Below are 23,009 nucleotides of genomic sequence, written 5' to 3' on the forward strand. Positions count from 1 at the left end.
AAGAGGTGTCGCTGTGTGCTCTGGTCAACAACATCGTCATGAACATAAACATGAGCAAATATTATGTCCTCAGTGCGATCTGGTGGTCAGTGTTCCTGAATTAGTACAAGGAACAAAAGCAACATGCCCTCGCTGCCATACTGTGCTAACTGCACGTTGGCGCCAACCTTTTTATCAACCTGTTGCGTTAGCAATCAGCGCATTGTTTATGCTGTTAATGGCGAGCCAATTTACTTTTGTTAGTATGGAAGTGGCAGGTATTGCTAATAATGTCACACTGATGCAAATTCCAACGGTGATGTTTAGTGAAAACTACGTTGAACTAGGTGCCTTTTTCCTATTGTTTGTGCAGATTGTGCCCGCTTTTTGCATGATCGCAATCTTGCTTCTTTGCACACCTGTTAAATTACCAAGAAAGCTACAAATTTGGTTATCGCGTATTTTATTTCAACTAAAATCGTGGTGTATGGCAGAAATTTTTCTTGCAGGAATTTTAGTTAGCTTTGTAAAATTAATGGCTTATGGTGATATTGGGCTGGGGTTGAGTTTCCCACCTTATGTGCTTTATTGCTTATTTCAAATTCGTGCTTTCCAATGTCTTGATAGACATACTTTATGGGAAAAATTAGAGCCTCGTCCTGCTTATCCTGACATAGAATCGGGTAAGCCGGGATTAAAGCAAGGTGTAAGATTATGTCGTTCATGTACGGCAATTTTACCTGCCGACCAATATGAATGTAGTCGTTGTGAAGTCAAAGGACATGCAAGAAGGCCGAAAAGTTTGCAATGGACAGTATCACTGTTGATTACTTCGTTGATCCTCTATATCCCCGCGAATTTATTGCCGATTATGGTGACTGAATCATTGGGTAATAACCTTTATTCAACCATTATGGCAGGGGTCATTTTGCTCTGGGAAGATGGTTCTTATCCTGTTGCAATGGTGATATTTATTGCCAGTATTATGGTGCCAAGTTTAAAAATGGTAGCAATAGCTTGGTTGTGTTGGGATGCACACAAATCTAATGGGAAAAGAGATCCTGCTAGAATGCATTTTCTCTACGAAGTTGTTGAATATGTAGGGCGTTGGTCGATGATTGACGTCTTTGTAATTGCTGTTTTAGCTTCATTAGTCAGAATGGGACGTCTGATGAGCATCTATCCTGATTTTGGTGTGGTGCTATTTGCATTGGTTGTAGTGCTAACTATGTTCTCTGCAATGATGTTTGATCCTCGGTTGACGTGGGATAAGTGTACAACCGATGATGATAAACCCACGATTAAGGAGCCTAAGGGTGACTGAAAAGAATGAAACTGCTTTAACTGAAGCAAAAATTAACAAACTAAAAAGCTGGTCTCCAGTTTGGATCATACCACTTGTCACCTTACTGATAGGTGCATGGATACTTTATTATCATTTCAGCCATCAGGGTCCAGAAGTTACATTAATTACCTATAATGCAGATGGCATTGAAGCAGGTAAAACCAAAATTAAAAGCCGCAGTGTGGATATCGGTTTAGTTGAAAGTGTCACACTCGATAGCAATTTTAGTCGCGTTATCATCACAGCGCGCCTTGATACTGGCATGAAAGAGTTATTACGTGCAGATACCGCATTCTGGGTTGTAAGACCGCAAATAGGTAAAGAGGGTGTAACGGGTTTAGGCACCTTGCTTTCAGGCGCATATATTGAGCTACAACCAGGATTAACGGGTAAAGAAGAAGATGAGTTTAATCTTCTTGATGCACCGCCACTTGCTTCGCCTGATGCAAAAGGTATTCGCATTAATTTAGTGAGTGAAAAAGCAGGTCAATTAAATGCAGGTGACCCAGTTTTATTTAGAGGTTACCAAGTTGGTTCAGTTGAAACCAGTGAGTTCAATATTGATACAAGAGATATGCATTATCAACTCTTTATCAAAGCACCTTATGACAAAATGGTGACATCTAATGTGAGATTCTGGAAAGATTCAGGTATCGCCTTTGATATGTCTTCATCGGGTGTTCGTGTTGAAATGGCATCACTTTCCACATTGTTTAGTGGTGGCGTTAGTTTTGATGTTCCAGACGGATGGTTACCAGGCGATCAAATTGTACCTAAAACAGAATTTAAACTTTACGATAATGAGAAGAGCATTCAAAACTCGCTATATACTGATTATCGCAGTTACATTATGTTTTTCTCTGATTCTGTAAGGGGATTACAGGCGGGGGCACCTGTTGAATTCCGTGGAATTCGCATGGGTACTGTTGTTCAAGTACCTTATTACACTAAAGGCATGCAACAATCACTGGATAAAGATTTTCGTATTCCAGTGCTAATTCATGTTGAACCAGAGCGTTTTGCTAATGATGTTGGTGAAAGTTTTGACTTCGTCAAAGAGATCACTTCAGCCTCTAATAATGGGCTAAGAGCCTCTTTAAAATCGGGAAATCTTTTAACTGGTGCGCTTTATATTGACCTTGATTTCTACCCTGATGCAACAAAATGGGAAGGCCCTCAAGAAGTTGCTGGTTTCCAACAAATACCGACTACAAGTTCAGGTTTAGCGCAAATTCAGCAAAAAGTCATGACATCACTTGATAAGATCAACAATCTTCCTGTTGAGCCAATGCTTAAAGAGATGACGGCAACGTTAGCTGAAAGCCAAAAAGCAGTTGCTGAAGCGAAAGAGACACTAAAAGCATTGAATACCATGATTGGTAGTGATGAATTTAGAAATCTTCCTAATGATATTCAACAGTCATTGAAAGAGATTAATCGCAGTATGCAAGGCTTCCAACCGGGCTCTCCTGCATACGGAAAAATGATTGATAATATGCAGCAGCTTGATCAGGTTTTAAGAGAGATGCAGCCTTTATTGAAAACATTGAACAATAAGAGCAACGCATTAATTTTTGAAGCGAAGGAAGGTAAAGATCCAGAACCGAAGAGGGCTGAAAAATAATGAAATACATCATTGGGGTATTTGTATTGATGCTAACGGCATGTTCAAGTCAGATTGATAAAACGTATTATCAGTTGCCCGATGTTTATCAAGGTGGCGTGTCAGAACAAGTCTCGACAACACAGTCAGCCAAGAAGCCCCAAATTTGGGTTCAGCCGATCCGTTTGTCTAATATGCTAGTTAATGCAGGAATTGTTTATCAAACGACGGATATTAACTATACCGTGGCTAACCAACATTTATGGATTAATCCACTTGATCAGCAATTACAACAGAACCTTATTTCAGGTTTAACAAAAGCATTGCCGGATACAGTTGTTGCTAATCAACCGGTTGAAGATAATCTTGCGAAATTAACCGTTACCGTTAATTACTTCCAAGGCCGTTATGATGGGCAAGTGATTATTTCAGGTGACTGGATCTACGCTGAAAATAATAAGGTTATTAATCAGCCATTTTCTTTAGTTTTAACACAAACGGAAGATGGTTATCCTGCTTTAGTGCGTACATTAGGGCAGGGATGGGAGCAAGTTGTTTCTGAGATAGCGAAAGCAATTCAAGCTCAATACTAACTGACTTAGCATTACGTTTATTTAAACCCAATATTCTCTTAAATTGTATTTAAGTTGAATATTGGGTTTTTGTTTATATCTAAAAGAGAAAAGGTGAAGAAGAGTTAAACTTGGCGTATTGCATAGCATTTTTTTAGAAGATATGTAACTTGTATTTGAAGAGTTTGAATTAATAGAAGTATGTAAGAGGTATTAATAGCTTATTTTACCTCCAATGATGGCTAATTCCTTAATAAAGCAAAGGTAATTAAAAAGAGTTTTCTACGAAAAAATAAAAATAGAGCAAAAAGTTATATTTATAAACTAAGTATTATATTGACATAAACTTAAAAATAAACATTATTATATCTTATTTAATTTATTGATTTTCTAAGATAAAAATAAATAAAGTTGTTTTTAATTAATAATATTTATTAAATGTCAATAGGTTATGTTTTGTTTGAATATAACCCATTAAAAGAATTAGATAATATTTAAATCAAATCATTAAATAAAATAAATAATAACATTGGGTATTACATTTTTAGCTGGCTCAACATCACAAATATGACATTTGTATTAACTTCTTTACTTGCTTAAATGCGTAATAAAGCGTATCAATTTATAGTGGTTGTTGAAAAAACAATCATTATCTTTCCGCTTAAACTTAGAACGTGAGGGTTGTCTAGATATGAAAAGACAGAAACGAGATCGTTTAGCAAGAGCATTATCGAAAGGTTATCAAGCTGGTATGCAAGGTCGTTCAAAAGAACTTTGCCCTTATTTCGCCATTGATGCGCGTTCACATTGGCTTGGAGGCTGGCGACAGGCGATGGAAGATCGCCCTAGTCTGGTAAAATAAATAACCCGTCGTAGTGAAATATATCATGGCTAATTTTGAGTCCTATTGAATATTATCACTAAGATTTTACCGACAATCAAAACGAGGGTTATTTATATATTCCTATGTACATATTGAGCATAGGACAATTTGGGTATAAATAACAAACAATCAATTTGGATATAAAAAAGGCTTACATTTTTGTAAGCCTTTTTACGTTATATTGTCATTATTTTTTTATTCTGATCCATGAGAGTTTCTACGTAAACGAAATCCATAAATAGTAAGAAAAATAGCAAGTATTCACTGTTGCGGTCACAAAATGCCGGAGATGCCGTTAAATAAACGCATCTGGCAATGTCCTGAGTGCGGAGTTGAACATGATCGCGATATCAACGCGGCAATCAACATCGAACGCAAGGGTATACTGGAATTACAGGCGGCGGATCTCGTCGTCTCTGCCCATGGAGGCCAGCATAAATCCGTCGCAGAGACGGTTGCGGCCTAGGAAGTGGGAAGCCTAGCTCGACAGGGCGGGGAGCAGTCACTAGGATTACTTGTTTATCTTACATACAGCTTATCTTTCTCTCTTAAAATAAAACATTATTTTAAGAATCTAAAAGATAAACAATCGACAGCATGTATTGATAAAAACTGAGTTGAATATGATCTGTTTTTTATAAAAAAATACCGTGTACTTTATGTTACACGGTATTTCTATAATAGGTTCGGGTGGTTATCTATCTTAGAATGCAGTTGTATCTTTAAATAAGCCAACTTTTAAGTCTTTTGCTTCATAAATCAGCTTACCATCAACATACACTTCACCATCGGCAATACCCATGATCAGTTTACGATTGATAACACGTTTGAAATCAATTTTATAGGTAACTTTTTTTGCTGTTGGTAATATTTGTCCAGTGAATTTAACTTCACCAACACCAAGCGCACGGCCTTTACCTTCACCACCAAGCCAGCCAAGATAGAAACCAACAAGTTGCCACATGGCATCTAGGCCTAAGCAACCTGGCATAACAGGATCATTCACGAAGTGGCAATCAAAGAACCATAAATCTGGCTTGATATCGAATTCTGCTTCGATAAAGCCTTTATTATGGGTGCCGCTATCTTCTGTCATTTTAATGATGCGATCCATCATTAGCATATTACCAGATGGCAGTGGTGGGCCATCTTGACCAAATAATTCACCACGGCCTGAAGCAATGAGGTCTTCTTTAGAATAAGATTCGCGTTTATCAACCATTGTCTATATAGCCTTTATCAAGTGTAAGACAACAGAATAGCTTACACTTGTACGCTGAACAACTCCGATCACTTGAAATAGAATTATCTGAATAGACGTAAGAACCAAGGTAATTTAGGTCTATCCTGATTATTTGCAAGTGTTATACGATCATGAATAACAGCTAACAAGTGTGAGTCCGATTGTTCTGGTTCACATTGCTCTTCATAATATGGCTGACGAGTCAGTAACGTTATCGCTTCCGCTACATGAGTGACAGGCCAAATATGAAATTTTTCTTCTTTTACCGCTTGTTGTACATTTTCGTTGAGTACAAGATGGCGAATATTGGCAAGAGGAATAATTACGCCTTGTGCACCAGTTAGCCCTCTTTGTTGGCAGATATCAAAGAAGCCTTCGATTTTCTGGTTTACGCCGCCAATCGGTTGGACTTGACCAAATTGATCAACGGCACCTGTAACAGCAATTTGTTGATCAATAGGTTGTTGTGCCAGAGTGCTAATAAAAGCACATAATTCAGCCAGAGAGGCGCTATCACCATCAACCTCGCCATATGATTGTTCAAAAACAATTGAGGTGCTAAATGGCTGTGGTTGGTCTAAACGTAATTCTGAGTTTAAATAAGCTTGCATAATCATCATTCCTTTAGCATGAAGATTGCCACCAAGCTCAGCTTTTCGCTCAACATCTGTAAACTCACCATCACCTATATGTGCAACGCAGGTAATGCGAGTTGGTTCTCCGATTAAATCAGGATATCCAGGGTAATCCAAGACAGAAAGTCCATTGATTTGACCAACAGCTTCACCTTCTGTTTGTATCATTACTTGGTCTTGTAAAATCTCATCACGACTACGTTCTAATAAATAACTGTGTCGCCATAGGCGATTTTCTTCTGCTTTTTTTAATGCATCAGCATTTAGAGAAGCACCATGATTAAAACGTATTGCATAACGAAGCTGGCGTAAGATCCATTCTAAATCTAGGCTTAGCATCAGCTGATCTTCATGTTGTCTTGCTGCTTGTGTTAGCAAGACTTCCCAAGCATCCGCAGATAGAGAAGGGAGGCTATATTTTTGGCACAATGAATTTACAAAGCCACACCATTGAGAAAGAGCGGTTTCGTCTTCTAAATACATATCGTATTCATATTCACCATATAAAGCAGTGCTACTTAGCTCAGGCTCCATAAATTCAAGCTCTTCAAGGCCTAATCTATCACCGACTAAAATAACCCGTAAATTGAGAGGCATGCTTTCAATAGGCAAAGGCAGGGATTGATTGTCATTCCAAACAAGCCACTCAAAACGCTGCTCTTCAACCATTTTTTTAAGGCGGAACCACATTAGTGGTTGTGCAAGTAAAGATTTTATAGAGAGGACTAAAATGCCTCCATTTACTTTATGCAATAAGCCTGGGCTGAGGGTAACTTCGTCTTTATGGCAATAGAATGAACCAAAGAGTTGTTCTGGCTCTATCCATTGGCAACAAGTAATAGATTCTGATGATGAAAATGCACCTTGTACATTTTCTTGCCAGTCGATTTTATTGGTTTCTGCTTGATAACTGCCAACAACAGGATCAGTTTTGATCCCTGATTGCGTTAATGTGTCTGTCAGCATATCAAAGTAAGCAGTAGAATCATCCGCTTTTAACAGCATAAACTGCCCTGAATCTGCATTGTTTAACCATTGCAGGCTTTCATACAGGCGAGGTTGAACCTCACGAAGTAGAGATGCAGGTAATTGAGATGCTGTTTGAAAGAAAGTTTGGTAGGAGGCGTAATCAGGACGTAACGCCTGCCATTCTAATTCGTTGTTTTTCAAGGTTACCGTTTTTATTATTGATTAGTGAAAAGAGATAATTAGATATCGTATAAGTCGATACCTATCCTGCAATAAGACGGTTCTTTAACTGTCATCAACTGCATAGGCAGGGAATATGTACCGCTACGACCTTATAATGACGGGTTAATAATTGGTCATTAAGGTTTTATGATAGCGACGCTCGATTCTATCATAACGTGCTCAGAAAACTATCCCTTATCAAGGCTTGTTATTAATTGATAAGAAAGATTATCTAAAATAACTTTGCCTATAAAATAGTCAAAAAATTTCGGTTCAGTGGCAGTATTTTTGTAAAATTGTTGATATGCTACTATATAGTTACGTTGTCACGGGGATTTGTATGAAATATCAACAATTAGAGAACCTAGAATGTGGCTGGAAGTGGGCCTATCTAGTAAAAAAACACCGTGAAGGTGAATTAATTACCCGTTATATAGAAAAAAGTGCTGCTGATGAAGTTGTCGAGCAATTGTTGCTTCTTGAATCACAACCATTAAAAGTTTTAGAGTGGATAGATTTGCATATGAATCCTGATTTATCTAATAGGATGAAGCAAACGATTAGAGCTCGCAGAAAACGTTATTTTAATGCTGAGCATCAGCATACGCGCAAGAAATCAATCGATTTAACGTTTAAAGTTTGGCAACGCTTATCTGCATTGTCACAACGAAGAGGGATCACATTATCAGAAACGATCGTGCAATTAATTGAAGACGCTGAACGAAAAGAACAATATGCATTAAAAGTGCATAGTTTAAAAGATGGACTCATTGAGTTATTAGAACGCGATAAAGAAAAATAAGTTACATTATTTTTAGCTTACTGGCTTCGACAATTTATTTGTTTTTATTGTGATATTTCATACTGGCCTGAAAACGTTCTTGTCTTTATATTTTGATCTAATTTTATCTCCATAAAAGAAAAACCCTGCCAATGGCAGGGTTTTGAATTCATCAACAGTAGATTATTCTACTATTTGAATTATTTACCAGCAGGAACAACAACTTCAGTTGTACCTTGGATTTCGATCTCAACACGACGGTCTGGCGCTAAGCAATCGATCAGAGCTGAACGAGCTTTAACGTTGTCACATGTGTTGCCAGTAACTGGGTTTTCTTTACCACGACCTTCTGCAGAGATGCTGTTTGCAGGGATACCTTTAGAAACCAGGTAATCAACTACAGATTGAGCACGTTTTTCTGACAGAGGCAGGTTGTAGTTTTGTGAACCGATGCGGTCAGTGTAACCGATAACTACTACACGACCTTGAGTTGGGTCGATGTTAGCCAGTTCATTGTACAGACCATTCAGAGCTTCTTGACCTTCAGCTTTCAGAGTAGATTTGTTGAAATTGAACAGAACGTCTGAACGCAGAGTAAAGGTTTTGTTCTCAACAACTGGTGCTGGAGCTACAACTGGTGCTGGAGCTACAACTGGAGCTGGAGTTTCTTGGTTGAAGCGGTAAGCAACACCAACACTCAGCATGCCGTTGTCTGGACGAGCATTCAGAGTACCTTTATCACCGATGTTGTTGATCCATTGATATTCAACACGGGTAGCGATGTTTGGAGTGATCGCGTATTCAGTACCTAATGCGAATACTGGAGAAACGCCAGTATCGTTATTAGAGAAACGTTCTTGGACTGGAGATGCTGAAGTAGCGTTTTTAGTTGCAGAAGAATCTGCACGCCATACCATACCACCTAAACGAGTATAAACGTCTAAGTCTTCCATTACTGGATAACTTAATTTAGTGGTTAATTGGATACCTTGAGCACGGAATGCACCGTTGTCATATGAACCTTTATAAGTCATACGACCTAACCAATCGTAACCCAGTTCAAAACCTAAGTATTGGTTGTATTGATAACCAGCAAATGCACCTGCACCTAATTGATCACGGTGAGTGTTACCATTACCGATAGAAGTACCATCGAAATGGTTGCTAGTACCTTGGTATTGAGACCAACCTAATTTACCACCGGTATACCAGGTATTGTCTTTTGGAGCTGCTTGCGCTGCAGTTGCGAAAGCTGCCACTGCCACTGCTAATGCGATAGCTGTCTTTTTCATTTTTACGCCTCGTTATCATCCAAGTTAGGCATTTGGCTTTAAGCCTTATTATTTGCCCTTGGTTAAATTATTGTTAGGAATCCAATGCTTTCATCAAATGATGATCCCGAAAAATGGGATTTAAAGCATAACCTTAACGACATAAAGTCTACAATGAACTTAAAAAGTTACAAGTAATCCTTTAAAATTCGACTTAAAATTTTAAAAAGATCCGTCTTATTCCACAATGGGAAAGATTCTGTATTTTTGTTAAATTTCTTGTAACTATATGATTTAGGTTATAAATACTTTTGACTTATCTTAAATGATACAAGGGTGTTTTGAGTATTAGGAAAACTCTTAAATTTCACTAATGGTAGTGAATTGAATGAATTTTTACGGAATTCAAATGTCGTTTAGATGTATTAGTACTTTCTAAATGGATATTTGAATTAACTTGCTGTCGCATAATAAACCCAAGGGTTTTTCCTTTACTTGCAGCAGATTCTAATCGTTTCATCTCTTCTGACGATATTTCTGGTAACCAGCCGAGCACTACACTGTAATTACCACTCATCAGTGCTTTTTCCATTAAATCAACAGTAGTTATCATATTTATATGATTTAACTGGATTATTTTGTTAAGTGGTAATCCTGCATTTTTTAACCAAGTACGATTTAGTTTTTGTTGTGGGTTTAGCCACAATAACCAACGCGATTCATGGCTATACTGTTTCAGTAATGGCAAAAGGATGTGATTAATGACGAGCGGGTTTTGGTAGAGAAGTTCACTCACCATACCTTGTTTATTATTACTATCGTAAGTCGCCACTGTTGAAGGGATAGATAGAGGTAATACCTCATTTGAGATCTCTTGGAGAATGGCGTTCTGTCTTGTCGGAGATGATGTTGAGAGTTTCATATTTACCTCGTTCTATATGTACTGTATGAATATACAGTATCTCTATATTTCGCTTAAATCAAGCTCATTTTTTTGAAAGTTCCTCTCAAATTTTATGTAAATCTCTATTTTTAAGTCGTTAACTATTGGCAATATAAAGGAAATTCTTTATTGTCCTTCTAGTTATGTCTTATGCATGTTTTTGAATTCAAAGATAAAATTTAATCTTAAAGTATGTGTTGGAGTTTCAATGTTATTTTTACCTGAGCAAAGGAAGGCTCATTTATTATCGCGTATTGCGCAATATGGAGAGTTAACAACAAAGTCTCAATTTGGTGGTGTTAGCTTAATGATTGATGATGTTATGTTTGCTATCACGTCAGATAATGAGTTTTATTTAAAAGGAAGTGGTTTTTTAGAAACTCTTTATAAGGCAACAAAAATGAGTTCCTATACCTATTTGAAAAAAGGAATTCCTATCATATTGCGTTATTACCATATAACGGATTCGCTATGGAAAAATCAGCAGAAATTAGATCAATATATTGATATGTCATATCACTACAGCATTCAAGAATATTTAGGACAACGAAAGAAGCCTTGCAGAATAAAAGACTTACCTAATCTAGGTGTGATATTAGAAAAAAGGTTGAATCAAATTGGCATTAATCAAGTTGAAGAACTGCGTTTAATCGGTGCTAAAGCGTGTTATCTAAAATTAATGCATAGCCACAATTTGAGAAATAGTGAACTTTTACTTTCATTGGCAGGAGCTATCGTTGGGTGCCATCGTTCTGTATTACCTAGTCAACTTAAAATGGAGTTATTAGATTGGTACAACGAATTATCTTTCCAATAAGGTAAAAACAATGACTGTTATTTTCTCTAATGTACTTATGGCAATTAGAGAAAATAACGTCAATATGGGACTAAACTTGGGGTTTAGGTAGGCTGTTTGATTCGCTTTGCTCAATAATTTGGATACAACTAATAATTTGTGGCAGCAAATCCAATAGTAATCGGATTTGAGTGAGTACTAATTGAATGCGAGGATTATCTGCATTAGGTAATAGGTTGATCCTTTCAATTAATTCTACATGAGATTGCTTAAATCCTTCGTCTTGTGGCGTTTTGCGACGTAAAGCAGAATCGATATAACAAACCGTATCATTAAGCAATGTAAGTACATTCTCATCTTCTATTTTTGAACGATGAACGCCAAGTGCAGAAATATAACTGAGTAAAGTGTGATTTAAGCAAAGCAACTGGAAAGCCACTTCTTGGGATGCTTGATAACTTTTTGGCTCTGATGACATGTTTGAGATCAGTGATGCTAATTCACCATCACTGCTATGAGCATTTCGACGAGCAATTCGATAACTCAAGCTATTATCTTTTCCTTGGTAATATTGAATAAGGATGGCATCAAGATAATAGCAGTTATTCGTCATTGTTTTTTGAATAACAACGGGCAGTTGACGGAATTTCCAATCAGGCCAAATAAAGCTAACAGCAAACCATGCTATGGCACAGCCAATTAAGGTATCGATAATACGAGGAAGGGCAACATCATAACCTTCACCAAGCAAATTGAAGCTTAATAAAACCAATAAAGTAATAAATAGTGTGGCATGTGCATATTGTATGGTTCTAAATGCGAAAAAGAGCGTACCTGTTATCACAATTAAAACAAGTTGCCCTTCAATTGAAGGAACAAAATATAAAATAGGGAAGCCAATTAAAATACCAATAATAGTACCACTTACTCGTAAGGTAAGACGTCGGCGAGTGGCATTGTAGTTAGGTTGGCAAACAAACAGACTGGTGAGTAATATCCAATAACCTCTGTCTAATTGGAAGAATTGAATAATGGCATAGCCAATACATAAAACGAGTGACATCCTAACGGCATGTCTAAAAAGCGCCGATTTAGGTGTAAGGTGTTCTTTTATTCTTAGTGCAATATCGCGCCATCCAGTTAAACCATCATCAGAAAGTTGCGTTTCTTCCTTTTGGTCGTGGGATATTTGGTATTGCTCTGTACTAATACTTCGTAAAAGCGCATCAATACCTTGAAGATTTTGCAGTAAATTATTTAAAGGCGTTATTAATTGTGGCTCTGAAGTTGTATTTTTTAAATGATTTAATGCATTCTCTAAATAATTTATAGCACGTTCTAATGAAGGGTTATGCTGATATTTTTTATGCCAAAGAATAGATTGTGCAACTTGTTCACAAGCTCGTGCCTGCATAGAAAGCAAACGTTGAAAACGAAATAACACATCACTATGTCTCAATTCATTACTTAATAGTTGGTATTGGACATGCGACGAACTTGCTCGCTCATGAATATCTTGAGCAACAAAATAGTAATGAAGAGTGAAACGGCTACTACGTTGGCCTCTATCACCTTTTAATCGACTTAATAATGTAACTTTAGTTTGGTTCATCGTGTCAATTAATTGGCTATTTGCCATTGCTAAATTATAAAGCGAATGTTGATAGTCATCTTCGATATCAGGATCAAATAATGTCGCTTTAGCTTCGAGGTAAGTGGCAAGTTGTTGGTAGCAACGAGTTAAATTGTCCTGAACTGGGCGAATAGGGAATAATAAGTGACCAACTAATGTTAATGAGTTATACCAAATAGCGCCTAACAGTAATAAAACGGGTTGTTCATACCATTCAGGGAAAATAGGCATACCGAGCATAGTATAAATTGCGATTAATAAAGCACCAAACGCAATGGTTGCGTACCGTTGGCCTAAGGCGCCTAATAAAATAAATCCCCAGGTAGAAATGGCTAAACCACAAAAGAATAAAATAGGATATGGGTAAAGTAATCCTATTGATGCTGAAGCAAGAAGAAAACAGCATAAAGTGATAACAAGGTTTTTTAAACGGCCAACAAGCCTATCATCTAAGTCAGTTAATGCTGCCGCAACCACTCCTAAAGTTAGTGGAATTGTGTATTTAGGCTCTTGCCCTAAAATCCAAGGAAACAAAGTCGTTCCTGTAAGCGCGATTATTATGCGAATATAATATAAAAAGTGGCTATTATAGATAAATCGGCGGGCGCCATTTAGCAAAGTGAACACAAAAAGCCCTTAAATAAACAAGATGAAGATAATTACCTCTTAGAATATAGGGTTTATCACCGATTAAAAAGAGCTTAACAACAGACTATTTGTTATTTATTGCAGGAATTACGTATGGAACTGAAATCCACCCCGATGGGACAACGTTTAGCACAGCATCCTTATAATAGAGTCAAATTGTTAAATGCTGGCATTGAAGTCAGTGGTGAAAAACATCAGTATTTAATTCCTTTTAACGAATTGATTAATATTTTCTGTAAAAAAGGAATTGTGTGGGGGGAATTAGAATTTTTATTGCCTGAAGATAAAGTTGTTCGATTGCATGGAACAGACTGGGAAGAAACTCAGCAGTTTTATCGTTATCTTTATCAATCATGGCAAAATTGGAGTAAAGAAATGAGCGAAATAAGTGCTCAGGTGCTTGAAAAGCAACTCCATAATATTAATGAAATCACTCAATCAAATAGATGGATAAAAAAGTCTAATCTTGTTGAGATCCAACAATCTATCAAAGAAAGCTTTTCTGCTATTCCCCTTCCTCTTGAACGCCTTACTCAATTTGATAATTGCCATACTCTTTATCAGCAATGTTTAGAATGGTTAAAGCAAGGTGAAGCACTTATTAATAAAGAAAATTCTGCATGGGTAACTCAAATATTAAATGAGCATGCGGAATTTTTTAATACGATTGAATCATCGCCATTAAATGAATCGCAGTGTCGTGCTGTGATTAATGGTGAAGAAAATACTCTTGTTCTTGCTGGTGCGGGCAGTGGTAAAACATCAGTATTAGTTGCGAGAGCAGGCTGGTTATTACGTCGTCAATTAGCACAGCCAGATCAAATCTTATTACTTGCTTTCGGTCGTAAAGCCGCACAAGAAATGAATGAAAGGCTTTCTAGTCGTTTAAATGCCGATATTATGGCAAAAACGTTCCATGCACTGGCATTATCTGTTATTCAACAAGCGACTAAAAAACAACCCAAAATTAGTGAGCTTGAAATAAATAGTGAAAAAAGAAGAGCGCTATTATTAGGTGAGTGGCGAGAGCAATGCCAACAGAAAAAAGCACAAGCAAAAGGGTGGCGAGAGTGGTTATCTCAGGAGTTAGAGTGGGATATTCCTGATGGTGAGTTTTGGCATGATAAAAAATTAGAAAATCAAGTTGCCGTAAGATTAGAGCGTTGGATTGGTTTATTAAGGATGCAAGGTGGTAGCCAAAAATCTCTGATTGAAAGTGTACAACCCGAATATACAGAAGCCTTTAAAAAATATTTAAAATTATTATCTCCATTATTAAAAGCTTGGAAAACTGCATTAAAAGAGGAAGATGCGATCGATTTTTCGGGCTTATTACATCAAGCTATCAATCTTATTGAAAAAGGGCGTTTTATTAGTCCCTGGAAACATATTCTCGTTGATGAATTCCAAGATATTTCTCCATTAAGAGCTTCATTATTAACCGCATTAAAACAGCAAAATAAACAAACATCTCTATTTGCAGTAGGAGACGATTGGCAAGCCATTTATCGTTTTAGTGGCGCAGAATTATTATTAACGACTTCTTTCCATCACTCTTTTGGTGAAGGTGCTGAATGTGCATTAGATACGACTTATCGTTTTAATGACACGATAGGAAATGTTGCCAATACGTTTATTCAACAAAATCCAGCTCAATTATCTAAACCTTTAAATAGTTTAGTGAAAGGTAATAAAAAGTCAGTTGTGCTGTTATCTGATGATCAACTTGAAAATCTATTAAATAAAATGAGTGGTTACGTAGAAGAAAATGAAACTATCCTTTTACTCGCTCGTTATCACTATTTAAAACCAGAATTATTAAAAAAAGCGAAAACACGTTGGCCTAAATTAGATCTACAGTTTATGACTTTTCATGCTTCAAAAGGGCAACAAGCGGATTACGTTATTATTTTAGGTTTACAAGAAGGTAAAGACGCTTTTCCAGCACCAGCAAGAGAATCGATTATTGAATTGGCATTACTGCCTAGTGTTGAAGATTATCCTAATGCAGAGGAGCGACGCTTAATGTATGTCGCTTTAACAAGAGCAAAAAAACAAGTATGGCTATTATTTAATAAACAACAGCCATCTTGTTTTGTTTCAGAACTAAAATCTCAAGGTGTGCCTATACAGCGAAAACCTTAGGACTATTTTAATCTCTCTTTTAAATAACCTTCATAATCTGGAATTTTAATTGTAGATTCTTGTGAAAAGAGAGGTGATGAAATTAAAAAATTCGCAGTTGCACGATTTGTTGCAACTGGGATGTTCCAAACTGTAGCTAAGCGTAGAAGAGCTTTAACATCGGGATCGTGCGGAACAGCATTTAATGGATCCCAAAAGAAAATCATAATATCAATTTTCTTTTCAGCGATCATTGCACCTATTTGTTGGTCGCCACCCATAGGACCACTTAGCATTTGAGTAACAGTAAGGCCAGTGTGGTGATTAATTAAATTACCAGTAGTTCCTGTTGCAAATAACTTGTGTAGAGACAGTTGTTCACGATTATTTTCAACCCATTCCAGTAATGAGCTTTTACAGTGATCATGGGCAACAAGCGCGATATTTTTTTCTTTTAAGAGCGTGCGGTCAATTTGTTCCATTTGATACCTTTAAAAATAAATATAGTAATTATTCCAGTTTTCAAAATACCTTTTTTTTATCTTAGAAGCTATGAACAGATCAAGATACTATGATGTATCATAATATTTTCAATCTTCATGATGAACGGAGTAGATAAATGGTGGATTCAGATATTTATGACATTTTAAGAAGCGTTAAAACCATTGCGCTTGTTGGTGCGAGTAATAAAGAAGATCGCCCAAGCTATAAAGTCATGAAATTCTTATTAGAACAAGGCTATGATGTTATTCCTGTCAATCCAGGTATGTCAGGGCAAACCTTATTGGGGCAACCATGCTATGCCTCATTAAAAGATATTCCTGTTGCTGTTGATATGGTTGATGTGTTTCGTCAATCTGACGTAGCATTAGAAATTGCGCAAGAAGCCATTGAAATTAATGCCAAAGTATTATGGTTACAGATTGGTGTTATTAATGAAGATGCTAAAAATTTAGCCGAAGATGCAGGGTTACGTGTGGTAATGGATCGTTGTCCTAAAAAAGAAATTGAAGCACATGGTCTTCCTTGGTAATACGCCAAAATAAAATCGCCGAAAACAAATTCGGCGATTATCATTTCATTCAGATTACTGGTTATGTAGATTAATTGGGTTAATTTCTTAATCGTGGTGCCTGTAATTGGCTACGAATTGACTGTGATAACTCATCCAATGAGTCATTATCTAAGTGTTCATCTGAAACTTCATAGGTTATCTGCGCTTCAGCAAGATAAGTATGAACAGGTTGTCCTTCATCATCTTCCATCACAACATGGTACCAAGGTGCTGCTCGCAAGGTCACATTAGATGCAATATCATCCTCATTAGGTTGATCAAGGGAATATTCAGCATCCACATCGACAACAACGCCTAAGTAGCCGAGTAATTTATGTCTAACTTGCTGTCCTATCCCAAATTTGCTGGCGGTCATCATAGTATCACCTCCATAATAGCCTTGCTTATTGGTTACATATATGAGGTCACAAAGTGAAATTTCAAGGGTTTGAAAAAATATAATCCTTTGCTTTCATTATGAATAAAAAAACTCACAAAATCAGATTATCTATTGTATAAAGAAAAGACAATAACCTAGACAGAATTTTTATTTGAAGAGGGTTACTAGAAGGGCATATGAAAATCGGTAGAGAATATATTATTCAAGGACGTGTTCAAGGTGTTGGTTTTCGTTTTTTTACTTATCAGTGGATGAAAAAACAGCCAATAACAGGGTATGTTTGGAATCGTGATGATGATAGCGTGGGAGTAAAGGCTTTTGCGGAAGAAAATGCATTAAAAGAATTTGAAGATTGGTTAGAAGCTGGTGGTCCAAGAAGTGCCAAAATTACATTTTGGTCAGCGACATCTTGTGAATATGAACCAATGGCAGACTTTTCAATCCGCCATTATGAGTAATATTATTTTAATGATCTTTTATCGAAAGATAATATTAAATACATTTAACGGGTTTTGGTAAACCAGCAAGTTTTGTCGCTTGTTTTGCAGGGCCTTTAGGAAACAAACGATAAAGATAACGGCTATTTCCTTTTTCATCGCCATATTTTTGTGCAAGCGCTTTTACTAACATCCGAATAGCAGGGGAGGTATTAAATTCTAAATAAAACTGGCGAACAAAACGGATAATCTCCCAATGTTGTTCTGTAAGCTCAATTTCTTCTAGTTCAGCTAATGTTGGAACCATATCTTCATTCCACTCATTGCTATTTTTTAAATAACCGTGACTATCTGTCTCGATTTCTTTTCCGTTAAATACAAACATGTGCGTAGCAACCAATCAAAAATAATACCGCTAATTTAGCAAAAATAAGGAAAATACCCAAGTAGAACCCATAAATCGTTGATAAATTAAGCCATTGACTTGTAATGCGTTTAATTTTACGGCAAACAGTACAATAAGGGCTTTACAACATAAGCCTAGGTGTTTATATTGCTCCCCATTGCGGAGGGGTGGCCGAGCGGCTGAAGGCAGCGGTCTTGAAAACCGCCGATGGGAAACCATCCGAGAGTTCGAATCTCTCCTCCTCCGCCATTTCAATATCTCCTAGCGTCTCCTGAAGTCTCCCAATTCCAGTAAAATCAAACCTTCGTACTAAATCATTGTCTCCTGAAGTCTCTTAACGTCTCTTGAAAGCTCCATTTTTTTGGGGTACAAATGGGGGGACATTATACCCCCTTAATATTTAATACCCCCAATATGAAACTAACAGTTAAGCAAGTTGATAGCAGTAAGCCAAAAGAAAAGGACTACAAACTATTCGATGGAGGAGGTTTATATCTATTAGTTACAAAATCAGGAAGTAAATATTGGAGATTAAAATACCGTATAGATGGCAAAGAGAAAGTTTTAGCTATCGGTGTCTACCCAACGATAACTCTCGCGGAAGCCAGAAAGAAAAGGGATGATGCAAAACGGCAGTTATCTGATGGCGTTGATCCTAACAAGATAAAGAAGGATAAGAAAAGGGATTCAAAGTTTGATGGAAGCAATACGTTTAAAAGCATTGCTCTAGAGTGGTATGAGGGAAGAAAAGACCGATGGTCTGAAGGTTACCGTGATGACATGATGGAAGCATTTGAAAATGATGTTTTCCCATACATTGGAGATCGCCCAATAGCAGAGATTAAACCTCTCGAATTGCTTGAGGTGCTTTCGATAATGGAAAAGCGTGGCGTTACAGAGAAATTAAAAAAAGTTCGTCAGCGCTGTGGTGAGGTTTGGAAATATGCCATCATAACTGGACGAGCTGAATATAATCCTGCCCCAGATTTAGCTAGTGCGTTTATTCCACATCAACGAGAAAACTATCCGTACTTATTAGCTGATGAATTGCCTGAGTTTTTATCTTCGGTAGACAAGTATCAAGGAAGTCAGATCGTAAGAACTGCATTAAACATCTTAATGCTTACCGGTTTAAGACTAGGGGAGCTAAGAAAATCAGAATGGTCATTTATCGACTTTGAAAGCAGAACATGGAAACTACCAGAAAGAATTATGAAGATGGGTAGAGTGCATGTGGTGCCAATGTCAGATCAGGTGATTTCTTTACTGCGTCAAATACAGCCGATAAGTGGCGATTATCAGTATATTTTCCCTAGCCGAACGAATCATAAGAAACATCTGTCTGAAATGGCGATAAATACAATGATTGGCAGAATGGGTTATAGAGGAAGGGCTACTGGTCACGGCTTTAGACACACCATGAGTACAATATTGCATGAGAAAGGATTTAATACAGCGTGGATAGAGTTACAACTTGCTCATGTTGATAAAAACTCTATCCGTGGTACTTATAACCATGCACTGTATTTTGAGGGGAGAAGGGAAATGATGCAGTGGTATGCTGATTATATAGACGAGCTGAGAAGTAAAAAGAAATAAAACTCAATTGATGGTATTATCAGGGCAACGAGCATTATTGATTCGTTGCTCTATCCATTCATCTACTTCACTTTCAATAAAACGAACTGAGCGAGATCCTATTTTTACCTGCTTTGGAAACTCTCCTTTATCTATTAATTTGTAAGTCCATGACTTGCTATATCCTGTTCTATCTAAAACTTCATCCAAGCGTAATAGTTTATATTCCATCTTTCTATTCCTTTTGTAATTTCGTAATACTATCCATTCTTCCGTTTATATTGCTCATGATCATCACCACAATCTTTACTGCAATATGCACTATTAGGTGCAACCGGTTCTTCGTGACACCAAATACACATTCCGTTATGAGATTTAATTGCTGGTTTACGATTTGATAATGATGTTTGAATATGTAATTCGTTTATTTCATTTGCTGAGTCAATAATATCCATAATTACGCTTGTCCTGTTTCAATTAAATAAATAAGTACACATAATGCTATTAGCCCTGCAAGTTCAGTAAATGTCATAATTTATCTATATTAATTTAATGCTTCCTTCTACTTGGTTGCCATATACATCCCAATCACCATATTTCTCTCGTGCAAATAATTCGAGTCGAGGAACATCTCAATTCTTCTAACCTATAATGTATTTCTTTTGGCTTTTCGCTATGCTCACCAAGACATGAATAAATAACTTGCCTAACACTTGCAGACTTACGAGGTAATCCATTACCTCTTGTGGCTATTAAACACATTTCAATATTTTGACGAGTGTAATTACCGCAATTAATCTTCGTCTCATTGTTTAATATTTCCATAAAGTCAAAGAAATCTTCTGGGGTTTATTTATTTATTCTATCTCCTGCATTTTTATTTAATTTCACCCATGCGAACCCGAACATGTTTTTAACTTTAAAATCCCATGCTTCGGCTAATTTAATTGCTTCGAGTGCAAAGTTTCCGGTGTACCACATAAACAGTACGGCATTTTTAGAGGAGTGTTTTTCTATTGGTAATCGGGAGAGAGAATATAAGTCGGTGGTGTTGTAATGATTATCTGCTGCGCCATTTGAAACTTTGTTATTGTAAGACCAAGGTGGATCGCACAATATCAAGTCATATTTTTTCATTCTTCGCATCCTTAATCATTAAGAATGATTCCATAGCGCCACGGTATAAGCTTTCACGCTCAACCTGACCAACTGAACCATGGCAGCACATCCAGCCACCTGAGCTTTTAATCATCGATATTTCATTCTCAATAATAATCGGCATTGCGTCAGTAGGGTTATTGCATGGGTCGAAAGTCCGATAGCCGCTATCCATATAAGCTAATACAGATTCTTCCGTTAATAAGCATTTCTTCTTTAACCTTGTAGCAACCAATTCGTTAATTTGAAGATCGGTGTACTTATTATAGCTATTCATTGATTACTATCCTGTAATTTCTATATCGTCAGAGTCAATAAACCAAGGTTCTATTTCGTCAATCCGAATCCCCATATCATCTAGCGAAGGATAGCCATCAATTCCTTTATCTTTAGACCAATCAAATTGCTCGGTAAGCCATTCTTCATCCTTGAAGTTATTGAATGCTATTTGTTGGAAGCACTCAGCACAGAACATTGCAAAACCTGCTTTCTCATGGCTACCGTGTATATCAGCTCTATATTCATCACCAGAATAGAATTTATTAATTTGTTCACATGATTTTTTAAATTTATCTTCATCGATAACAGTGATTACCATTTCTAAATCTTTTTGCCACGAGCCAGAACTTATTTTAATTTGTCTCATCTGTATATTTCTCCACAAATAACCTTAACATCCCTCATTGACATTAAATATTCAGCACGTTTATTACATTCTGATTGGGTGTATATTTGCTCCGTCACAGGCACAGCAGAACCCTGTATTAGCATGAGTAATACATATCCGATTATTTTCATTAATTGTTACTCTGAATTTTAGGTATAAAAAACCCTGCTAGTGCAGGGGGTGGTTGTTAGATGTAATTTTTAACATATCCTCTTCAAGTTCAATAATACTATGAATAAGATCGACTCTTTCTCTAAATAAAGAGTTTTCATCTACAAGCCATGATTCTATTTTTTCATTGATGAATACTATAGAGTATATAATTGAGTAAATTGTTTCAGAATAATAGTTATCTGAATTTATGGATAGTATAAGTAAATTGTTTAAAGTGTCATAATTTATCTTGAGTATATAAAAATTAAGTGGGGATTTATTAGGTCTTGCAATTGTTATATGGGTATAATCTCCATTCCTATCGATTGTCCCATCTTTTGATTTTTGCTTTGTAATATGTTCATGCATTTTTTTTATGTACTTTAAATCATCACTAATTCTTCTGCACTCTAAAATTAACACGTCAGATATAGATTTATTTTTTTTGTTAGTTAGCTCTTTTTCAGCGTTTTTATTGTCTTTACGTTGCAATAAGTACACACCTATTGTGGCAAAGATACTAAATGCGGAAATAAAGCTAAAAAATGTACTCCATTTATTATTGTTATCAATATTCCAATAAAAGAAAATTGCGTAAGTTATAGCAACAAAAATAGCAACTCCCAAAGCTATGTATAACAACCAACTTCTATTCATACCCCCTCCTTATTTAAAGCAGAAATCATACTCACATCCATGTGACTAATCCACTGGCAAAATGCCTCCTTAGTCTACTTTGCTAAAATCAATAACCCATACCCATTCGTTATTTACCCAGCTATCAATTCCATATATTGCAATCCATACCGCAGCAAAGTCAGAAGTATGTGCATTTAATTTCCCGTCAAATCCCTCGGCTTCTGCATCACTTTCGCTGATATCGTTTACTTGCTGAACCCAAACATTAGTAATTTCAATTTTCCCTTTGATATTACCGTCCTTGTCTGCAATGTTAATGATGTCGCCAGTTTCACCATACGGGCAATCAACATCAACAAAGCCATGACACCATGCTGCACATACTTGCTCGGATAAGGTGTAACCCTCTTGCCATGCATTAAGCTTACGTAACTCTTCCTCGGTTACTTTAGGCTGTGGCTTAATCGGTCTACGTGCCTGCGTTTTTCTACCACCCATGACAGCCGCTAACATTGCATCGTTAAACTTGATTCTGTCTTTCATCACTCCACCTTTCTATATCCAGCTTTATATAAACGCTCTGCATACATGTAAGCAGTAGCCATACCTGTATCGGAAATATCAAAGCTTCCTTTTTCGGTGTTTACATTCGCAAGTGATAAATCCTTCGCCATTTGCTGAATTTCCTTTTCAGCTATCTCCTTACGTCTCTCATCAGCTATTTCTTTCGCTAAGTCAGAACTGTCAAAGCAAATGTTGGCTTTCTGTCCTTCAATTAAGTTTTCTTTTCCAACTTCACGACTACAAAGACTGCAAACATTTTTAGGATCTGGCTCTGGTACGATAAATTTCATAAATTGTCCATGATGC

General features: G+C 36.7%; 25 protein-coding genes, 1 tRNA gene and 2 pseudogenes. 12 read left to right on the top strand and 16 right to left on the bottom strand.

Annotated elements, in window-relative coordinates; genetic code table 11:
- Positions 1-13: 13 nt before the first annotated feature.
- From pqiA to ACWPWK_RS16450, 5 genes and pseudogenes are all read left to right on the top strand, one after another.
- On the top strand, positions 14-1,303 hold the full coding sequence (pqiA, locus tag ACWPWK_RS16430) for a membrane integrity-associated transporter subunit PqiA (protein ID WP_109373546.1): 1,290 nt from the start codon (positions 14-16) through the stop codon (positions 1,301-1,303).
- A complete protein-coding gene (pqiB, locus tag ACWPWK_RS16435; RefSeq protein WP_109373547.1) occupies positions 1,296-2,948 on the top strand; it encodes an intermembrane transport protein PqiB in 1,653 nt (550 codons plus the stop codon). The genes pqiA and pqiB overlap by 8 nt, the downstream gene beginning before the upstream one ends.
- The gene (gene pqiC / locus ACWPWK_RS16440; RefSeq protein WP_109373548.1) at positions 2,948-3,520 is read left to right on the top strand and encodes a membrane integrity-associated transporter subunit PqiC; all 573 of its coding nucleotides are present in this window, start codon (positions 2,948-2,950) and stop codon (positions 3,518-3,520) included. Before pqiB ends, pqiC begins: the two co-directional genes overlap by 1 nt.
- 670 nt (positions 3,521-4,190) lie before the next feature.
- Positions 4,191-4,361, top strand: coding sequence for a ribosome modulation factor (rmf, locus tag ACWPWK_RS16445; protein WP_023581348.1), 171 nt, complete (start codon positions 4,191-4,193; stop codon positions 4,359-4,361).
- A gap of 283 nt (positions 4,362-4,644) precedes the next feature.
- Positions 4,645-4,848: pseudogene (locus tag ACWPWK_RS16450) on the top strand (zinc ribbon domain-containing protein); the annotation flags it as partial.
- A gap of 237 nt (positions 4,849-5,085) precedes the next feature.
- Here the strand turns inward: ACWPWK_RS16450 and fabA are convergent.
- Both fabA and ACWPWK_RS16460 read right to left on the bottom strand, forming a co-directional pair.
- A complete protein-coding gene (gene fabA, locus ACWPWK_RS16455; RefSeq protein WP_109373549.1) occupies positions 5,086-5,604 on the bottom strand; it encodes a bifunctional 3-hydroxydecanoyl-ACP dehydratase/trans-2-decenoyl-ACP isomerase in 519 nt (172 codons plus the stop codon).
- Between the two features lie 83 nt (positions 5,605-5,687).
- Positions 5,688-7,430, bottom strand: coding sequence for an AAA family ATPase (locus tag ACWPWK_RS16460; protein WP_109373550.1), 1,743 nt, complete (start codon positions 7,428-7,430; stop codon positions 5,688-5,690).
- Positions 7,431-7,791: 361 nt separating this feature from the next.
- Here ACWPWK_RS16460 and matP point away from each other — a divergent pair, with 361 nt between their 5' ends.
- Complete coding sequence (gene matP, locus ACWPWK_RS16465) at positions 7,792-8,253, top strand: macrodomain Ter protein MatP (RefSeq protein WP_088493264.1); 462 nt, start codon at positions 7,792-7,794, stop codon at positions 8,251-8,253.
- Between the two features lie 179 nt (positions 8,254-8,432).
- Here matP and ompA read toward each other — a convergent pair whose 3' ends face one another.
- Positions 8,433-9,524 (bottom strand): porin OmpA, encoded by a 1,092-nt coding sequence (ompA, locus tag ACWPWK_RS16470; protein ID WP_109373551.1) that lies wholly within the window; start codon positions 9,522-9,524, stop codon positions 8,433-8,435.
- Positions 9,525-9,873: 349 nt separating this feature from the next.
- Positions 9,874-10,425, bottom strand: coding sequence for an SOS-induced cell division inhibitor SulA (gene sulA / locus ACWPWK_RS16475; protein ID WP_109373552.1), 552 nt, complete (start codon positions 10,423-10,425; stop codon positions 9,874-9,876).
- Between the two features lie 229 nt (positions 10,426-10,654).
- Between sulA and ACWPWK_RS16480 the strand changes: the two genes are divergently transcribed.
- On the top strand, positions 10,655-11,263 hold the full coding sequence (locus tag ACWPWK_RS16480; RefSeq protein ID WP_109373553.1) for a TfoX/Sxy family DNA transformation protein: 609 nt from the start codon (positions 10,655-10,657) through the stop codon (positions 11,261-11,263).
- Between the two features lie 70 nt (positions 11,264-11,333).
- Here ACWPWK_RS16480 and yccS read toward each other — a convergent pair whose 3' ends face one another.
- A complete protein-coding gene (gene yccS / locus ACWPWK_RS16485; protein ID WP_109373554.1) occupies positions 11,334-13,502 on the bottom strand; it encodes a YccS family putative transporter in 2,169 nt (722 codons plus the stop codon).
- Positions 13,503-13,616: 114 nt separating this feature from the next.
- On the opposite strand from yccS, the gene helD reads away from it, so the two are divergent.
- Complete coding sequence (helD, locus tag ACWPWK_RS16490) at positions 13,617-15,668, top strand: DNA helicase IV (protein ID WP_109373555.1); 2,052 nt, start codon at positions 13,617-13,619, stop codon at positions 15,666-15,668.
- A 2-nt stretch (positions 15,669-15,670) separates the two neighbouring features.
- Here the strand turns inward: helD and ACWPWK_RS16495 are convergent, their stop codons facing one another.
- A complete protein-coding gene (locus ACWPWK_RS16495) occupies positions 15,671-16,129 on the bottom strand; it encodes a methylglyoxal synthase (RefSeq protein WP_075673145.1) in 459 nt (152 codons plus the stop codon).
- Positions 16,130-16,266: 137 nt separating this feature from the next.
- Between ACWPWK_RS16495 and ACWPWK_RS16500 the strand changes: the two genes are divergently transcribed.
- Entirely contained in the window at positions 16,267-16,680 is a 414-nt protein-coding gene (locus ACWPWK_RS16500) for a CoA-binding protein (protein WP_109373556.1), read from the top strand.
- A 79-nt stretch (positions 16,681-16,759) separates the two neighbouring features.
- On the opposite strand, the gene hspQ is transcribed toward ACWPWK_RS16500, so the two are convergent.
- The gene (hspQ, locus tag ACWPWK_RS16505) at positions 16,760-17,080 is read right to left on the bottom strand and encodes a heat shock protein HspQ (protein ID WP_006537351.1); all 321 of its coding nucleotides are present in this window, start codon (positions 17,078-17,080) and stop codon (positions 16,760-16,762) included.
- Between the two features lie 197 nt (positions 17,081-17,277).
- On the opposite strand from hspQ, the gene ACWPWK_RS16510 reads away from it, so the two are divergent.
- On the top strand, positions 17,278-17,559 hold the full coding sequence (locus ACWPWK_RS16510) for an acylphosphatase (protein WP_109373557.1): 282 nt from the start codon (positions 17,278-17,280) through the stop codon (positions 17,557-17,559).
- A 34-nt stretch (positions 17,560-17,593) separates the two neighbouring features.
- Here the strand turns inward: ACWPWK_RS16510 and tusE are convergent, their stop codons facing one another.
- Positions 17,594-17,923 carry a sulfurtransferase TusE gene (gene tusE / locus ACWPWK_RS16515; RefSeq protein WP_023581360.1) on the bottom strand — a complete coding sequence of 110 codons (330 nt, stop codon included), beginning with the start codon at positions 17,921-17,923 and terminating at the stop codon, positions 17,594-17,596.
- Between the two features lie 182 nt (positions 17,924-18,105).
- Between tusE and ACWPWK_RS16520 the strand changes: the two genes are divergently transcribed.
- Positions 18,106-18,193 (top strand) — tRNA-Ser (locus tag ACWPWK_RS16520).
- Between the two features lie 165 nt (positions 18,194-18,358).
- Positions 18,359-19,543: a tyrosine-type recombinase/integrase gene (locus ACWPWK_RS16525; RefSeq protein ID WP_454209240.1), complete on the top strand. Its 1,185-nt coding sequence runs from the start codon at positions 18,359-18,361 to the stop codon at positions 19,541-19,543.
- 3 nt (positions 19,544-19,546) lie between these two features.
- Here the strand turns inward: ACWPWK_RS16525 and ACWPWK_RS16530 are convergent, their stop codons facing one another.
- The 8 genes and pseudogenes from ACWPWK_RS16530 to ACWPWK_RS16565 form a co-directional block, all read right to left on the bottom strand.
- On the bottom strand, positions 19,547-19,753 hold the full coding sequence (locus ACWPWK_RS16530) for a helix-turn-helix transcriptional regulator (RefSeq protein ID WP_004244695.1): 207 nt from the start codon (positions 19,751-19,753) through the stop codon (positions 19,547-19,549).
- A gap of 29 nt (positions 19,754-19,782) precedes the next feature.
- Positions 19,783-19,977 carry a TraR/DksA C4-type zinc finger protein gene (locus ACWPWK_RS16535; protein ID WP_098943689.1) on the bottom strand — a complete coding sequence of 65 codons (195 nt, stop codon included), beginning with the start codon at positions 19,975-19,977 and terminating at the stop codon, positions 19,783-19,785.
- 84 nt (positions 19,978-20,061) lie between these two features.
- Positions 20,062-20,659: pseudogene (locus tag ACWPWK_RS16540) on the bottom strand (MT-A70 family methyltransferase).
- Complete coding sequence (locus ACWPWK_RS16545; RefSeq protein WP_004244699.1) at positions 20,646-20,957, bottom strand: DUF2591 family protein; 312 nt, start codon at positions 20,955-20,957, stop codon at positions 20,646-20,648. The pseudogene ACWPWK_RS16540 and the gene ACWPWK_RS16545 overlap by 14 nt, the downstream one beginning before the upstream one ends.
- 6 nt (positions 20,958-20,963) lie before the next feature.
- A complete protein-coding gene (locus ACWPWK_RS16550) occupies positions 20,964-21,326 on the bottom strand; it encodes a DUF2528 family protein (protein WP_109373558.1) in 363 nt (120 codons plus the stop codon).
- A gap of 189 nt (positions 21,327-21,515) precedes the next feature.
- Complete coding sequence (locus ACWPWK_RS16555) at positions 21,516-22,157, bottom strand: hypothetical protein (RefSeq protein ID WP_109373559.1); 642 nt, start codon at positions 22,155-22,157, stop codon at positions 21,516-21,518.
- Between the two features lie 69 nt (positions 22,158-22,226).
- Positions 22,227-22,682: an ASCH domain-containing protein gene (locus tag ACWPWK_RS16560; RefSeq protein ID WP_109373560.1), complete on the bottom strand. Its 456-nt coding sequence runs from the start codon at positions 22,680-22,682 to the stop codon at positions 22,227-22,229.
- Complete coding sequence (locus ACWPWK_RS16565) at positions 22,682-22,993, bottom strand: hypothetical protein (RefSeq protein WP_162558384.1); 312 nt, start codon at positions 22,991-22,993, stop codon at positions 22,682-22,684. The genes ACWPWK_RS16560 and ACWPWK_RS16565 overlap by 1 nt, the downstream gene beginning before the upstream one ends.
- Positions 22,994-23,009 lie beyond the last annotated feature (16 nt).

The sequence above is a fragment of the Proteus sp. Marseille-Q3619 genome, from assembly GCF_965283115.1.

What these genes read in the sequence shown, in the direction of transcription:
- pqiC (WP_109373548.1), top strand. Translation starts at nt 2,948, where the DNA reads ATGAAATACATCATTGGGGTATTTGTATTGATGCTAACGGCATGTTCA.
- rmf (WP_023581348.1), top strand. Translation starts at nt 4,191, where the DNA reads ATGAAAAGACAGAAACGAGATCGTTTAGCAAGAGCATTATCGAAAGGT.
- fabA (WP_109373549.1), bottom strand. Translation starts at nt 5,604, where the DNA reads ATGGTTGATAAACGCGAATCTTATTCTAAAGAAGACCTCATTGCTTCA.
- matP (WP_088493264.1), top strand. Translation starts at nt 7,792, where the DNA reads ATGAAATATCAACAATTAGAGAACCTAGAATGTGGCTGGAAGTGGGCC.
- ompA (WP_109373551.1), bottom strand. Translation starts at nt 9,524, where the DNA reads ATGAAAAAGACAGCTATCGCATTAGCAGTGGCAGTGGCAGCTTTCGCA.
- sulA (WP_109373552.1), bottom strand. Translation starts at nt 10,425, where the DNA reads ATGAAACTCTCAACATCATCTCCGACAAGACAGAACGCCATTCTCCAA.
- ACWPWK_RS16480 (WP_109373553.1), top strand. Translation starts at nt 10,655, where the DNA reads ATGTTATTTTTACCTGAGCAAAGGAAGGCTCATTTATTATCGCGTATT.
- helD (WP_109373555.1), top strand. Translation starts at nt 13,617, where the DNA reads ATGGAACTGAAATCCACCCCGATGGGACAACGTTTAGCACAGCATCCT.
- ACWPWK_RS16495 (WP_075673145.1), bottom strand. Translation starts at nt 16,129, where the DNA reads ATGGAACAAATTGACCGCACGCTCTTAAAAGAAAAAAATATCGCGCTT.
- ACWPWK_RS16500 (WP_109373556.1), top strand. Translation starts at nt 16,267, where the DNA reads ATGGTGGATTCAGATATTTATGACATTTTAAGAAGCGTTAAAACCATT.
- hspQ (WP_006537351.1), bottom strand. Translation starts at nt 17,080, where the DNA reads ATGATGACCGCCAGCAAATTTGGGATAGGACAGCAAGTTAGACATAAA.
- ACWPWK_RS16510 (WP_109373557.1), top strand. Translation starts at nt 17,278, where the DNA reads ATGAAAATCGGTAGAGAATATATTATTCAAGGACGTGTTCAAGGTGTT.
- tusE (WP_023581360.1), bottom strand. Translation starts at nt 17,923, where the DNA reads ATGTTTGTATTTAACGGAAAAGAAATCGAGACAGATAGTCACGGTTAT.
- ACWPWK_RS16525 (WP_454209240.1), top strand. Translation starts at nt 18,359, where the DNA reads ATGAAACTAACAGTTAAGCAAGTTGATAGCAGTAAGCCAAAAGAAAAG.
- ACWPWK_RS16530 (WP_004244695.1), bottom strand. Translation starts at nt 19,753, where the DNA reads ATGGAATATAAACTATTACGCTTGGATGAAGTTTTAGATAGAACAGGA.
- ACWPWK_RS16535 (WP_098943689.1), bottom strand. Translation starts at nt 19,977, where the DNA reads ATGGATATTATTGACTCAGCAAATGAAATAAACGAATTACATATTCAA.
- ACWPWK_RS16545 (WP_004244699.1), bottom strand. Translation starts at nt 20,957, where the DNA reads ATGAATAGCTATAATAAGTACACCGATCTTCAAATTAACGAATTGGTT.
- ACWPWK_RS16550 (WP_109373558.1), bottom strand. Translation starts at nt 21,326, where the DNA reads ATGAGACAAATTAAAATAAGTTCTGGCTCGTGGCAAAAAGATTTAGAA.
- ACWPWK_RS16555 (WP_109373559.1), bottom strand. Translation starts at nt 22,157, where the DNA reads ATGAATAGAAGTTGGTTGTTATACATAGCTTTGGGAGTTGCTATTTTT.
- ACWPWK_RS16560 (WP_109373560.1), bottom strand. Translation starts at nt 22,682, where the DNA reads ATGAAAGACAGAATCAAGTTTAACGATGCAATGTTAGCGGCTGTCATG.
- ACWPWK_RS16565 (WP_162558384.1), bottom strand. Translation starts at nt 22,993, where the DNA reads ATGAAATTTATCGTACCAGAGCCAGATCCTAAAAATGTTTGCAGTCTT.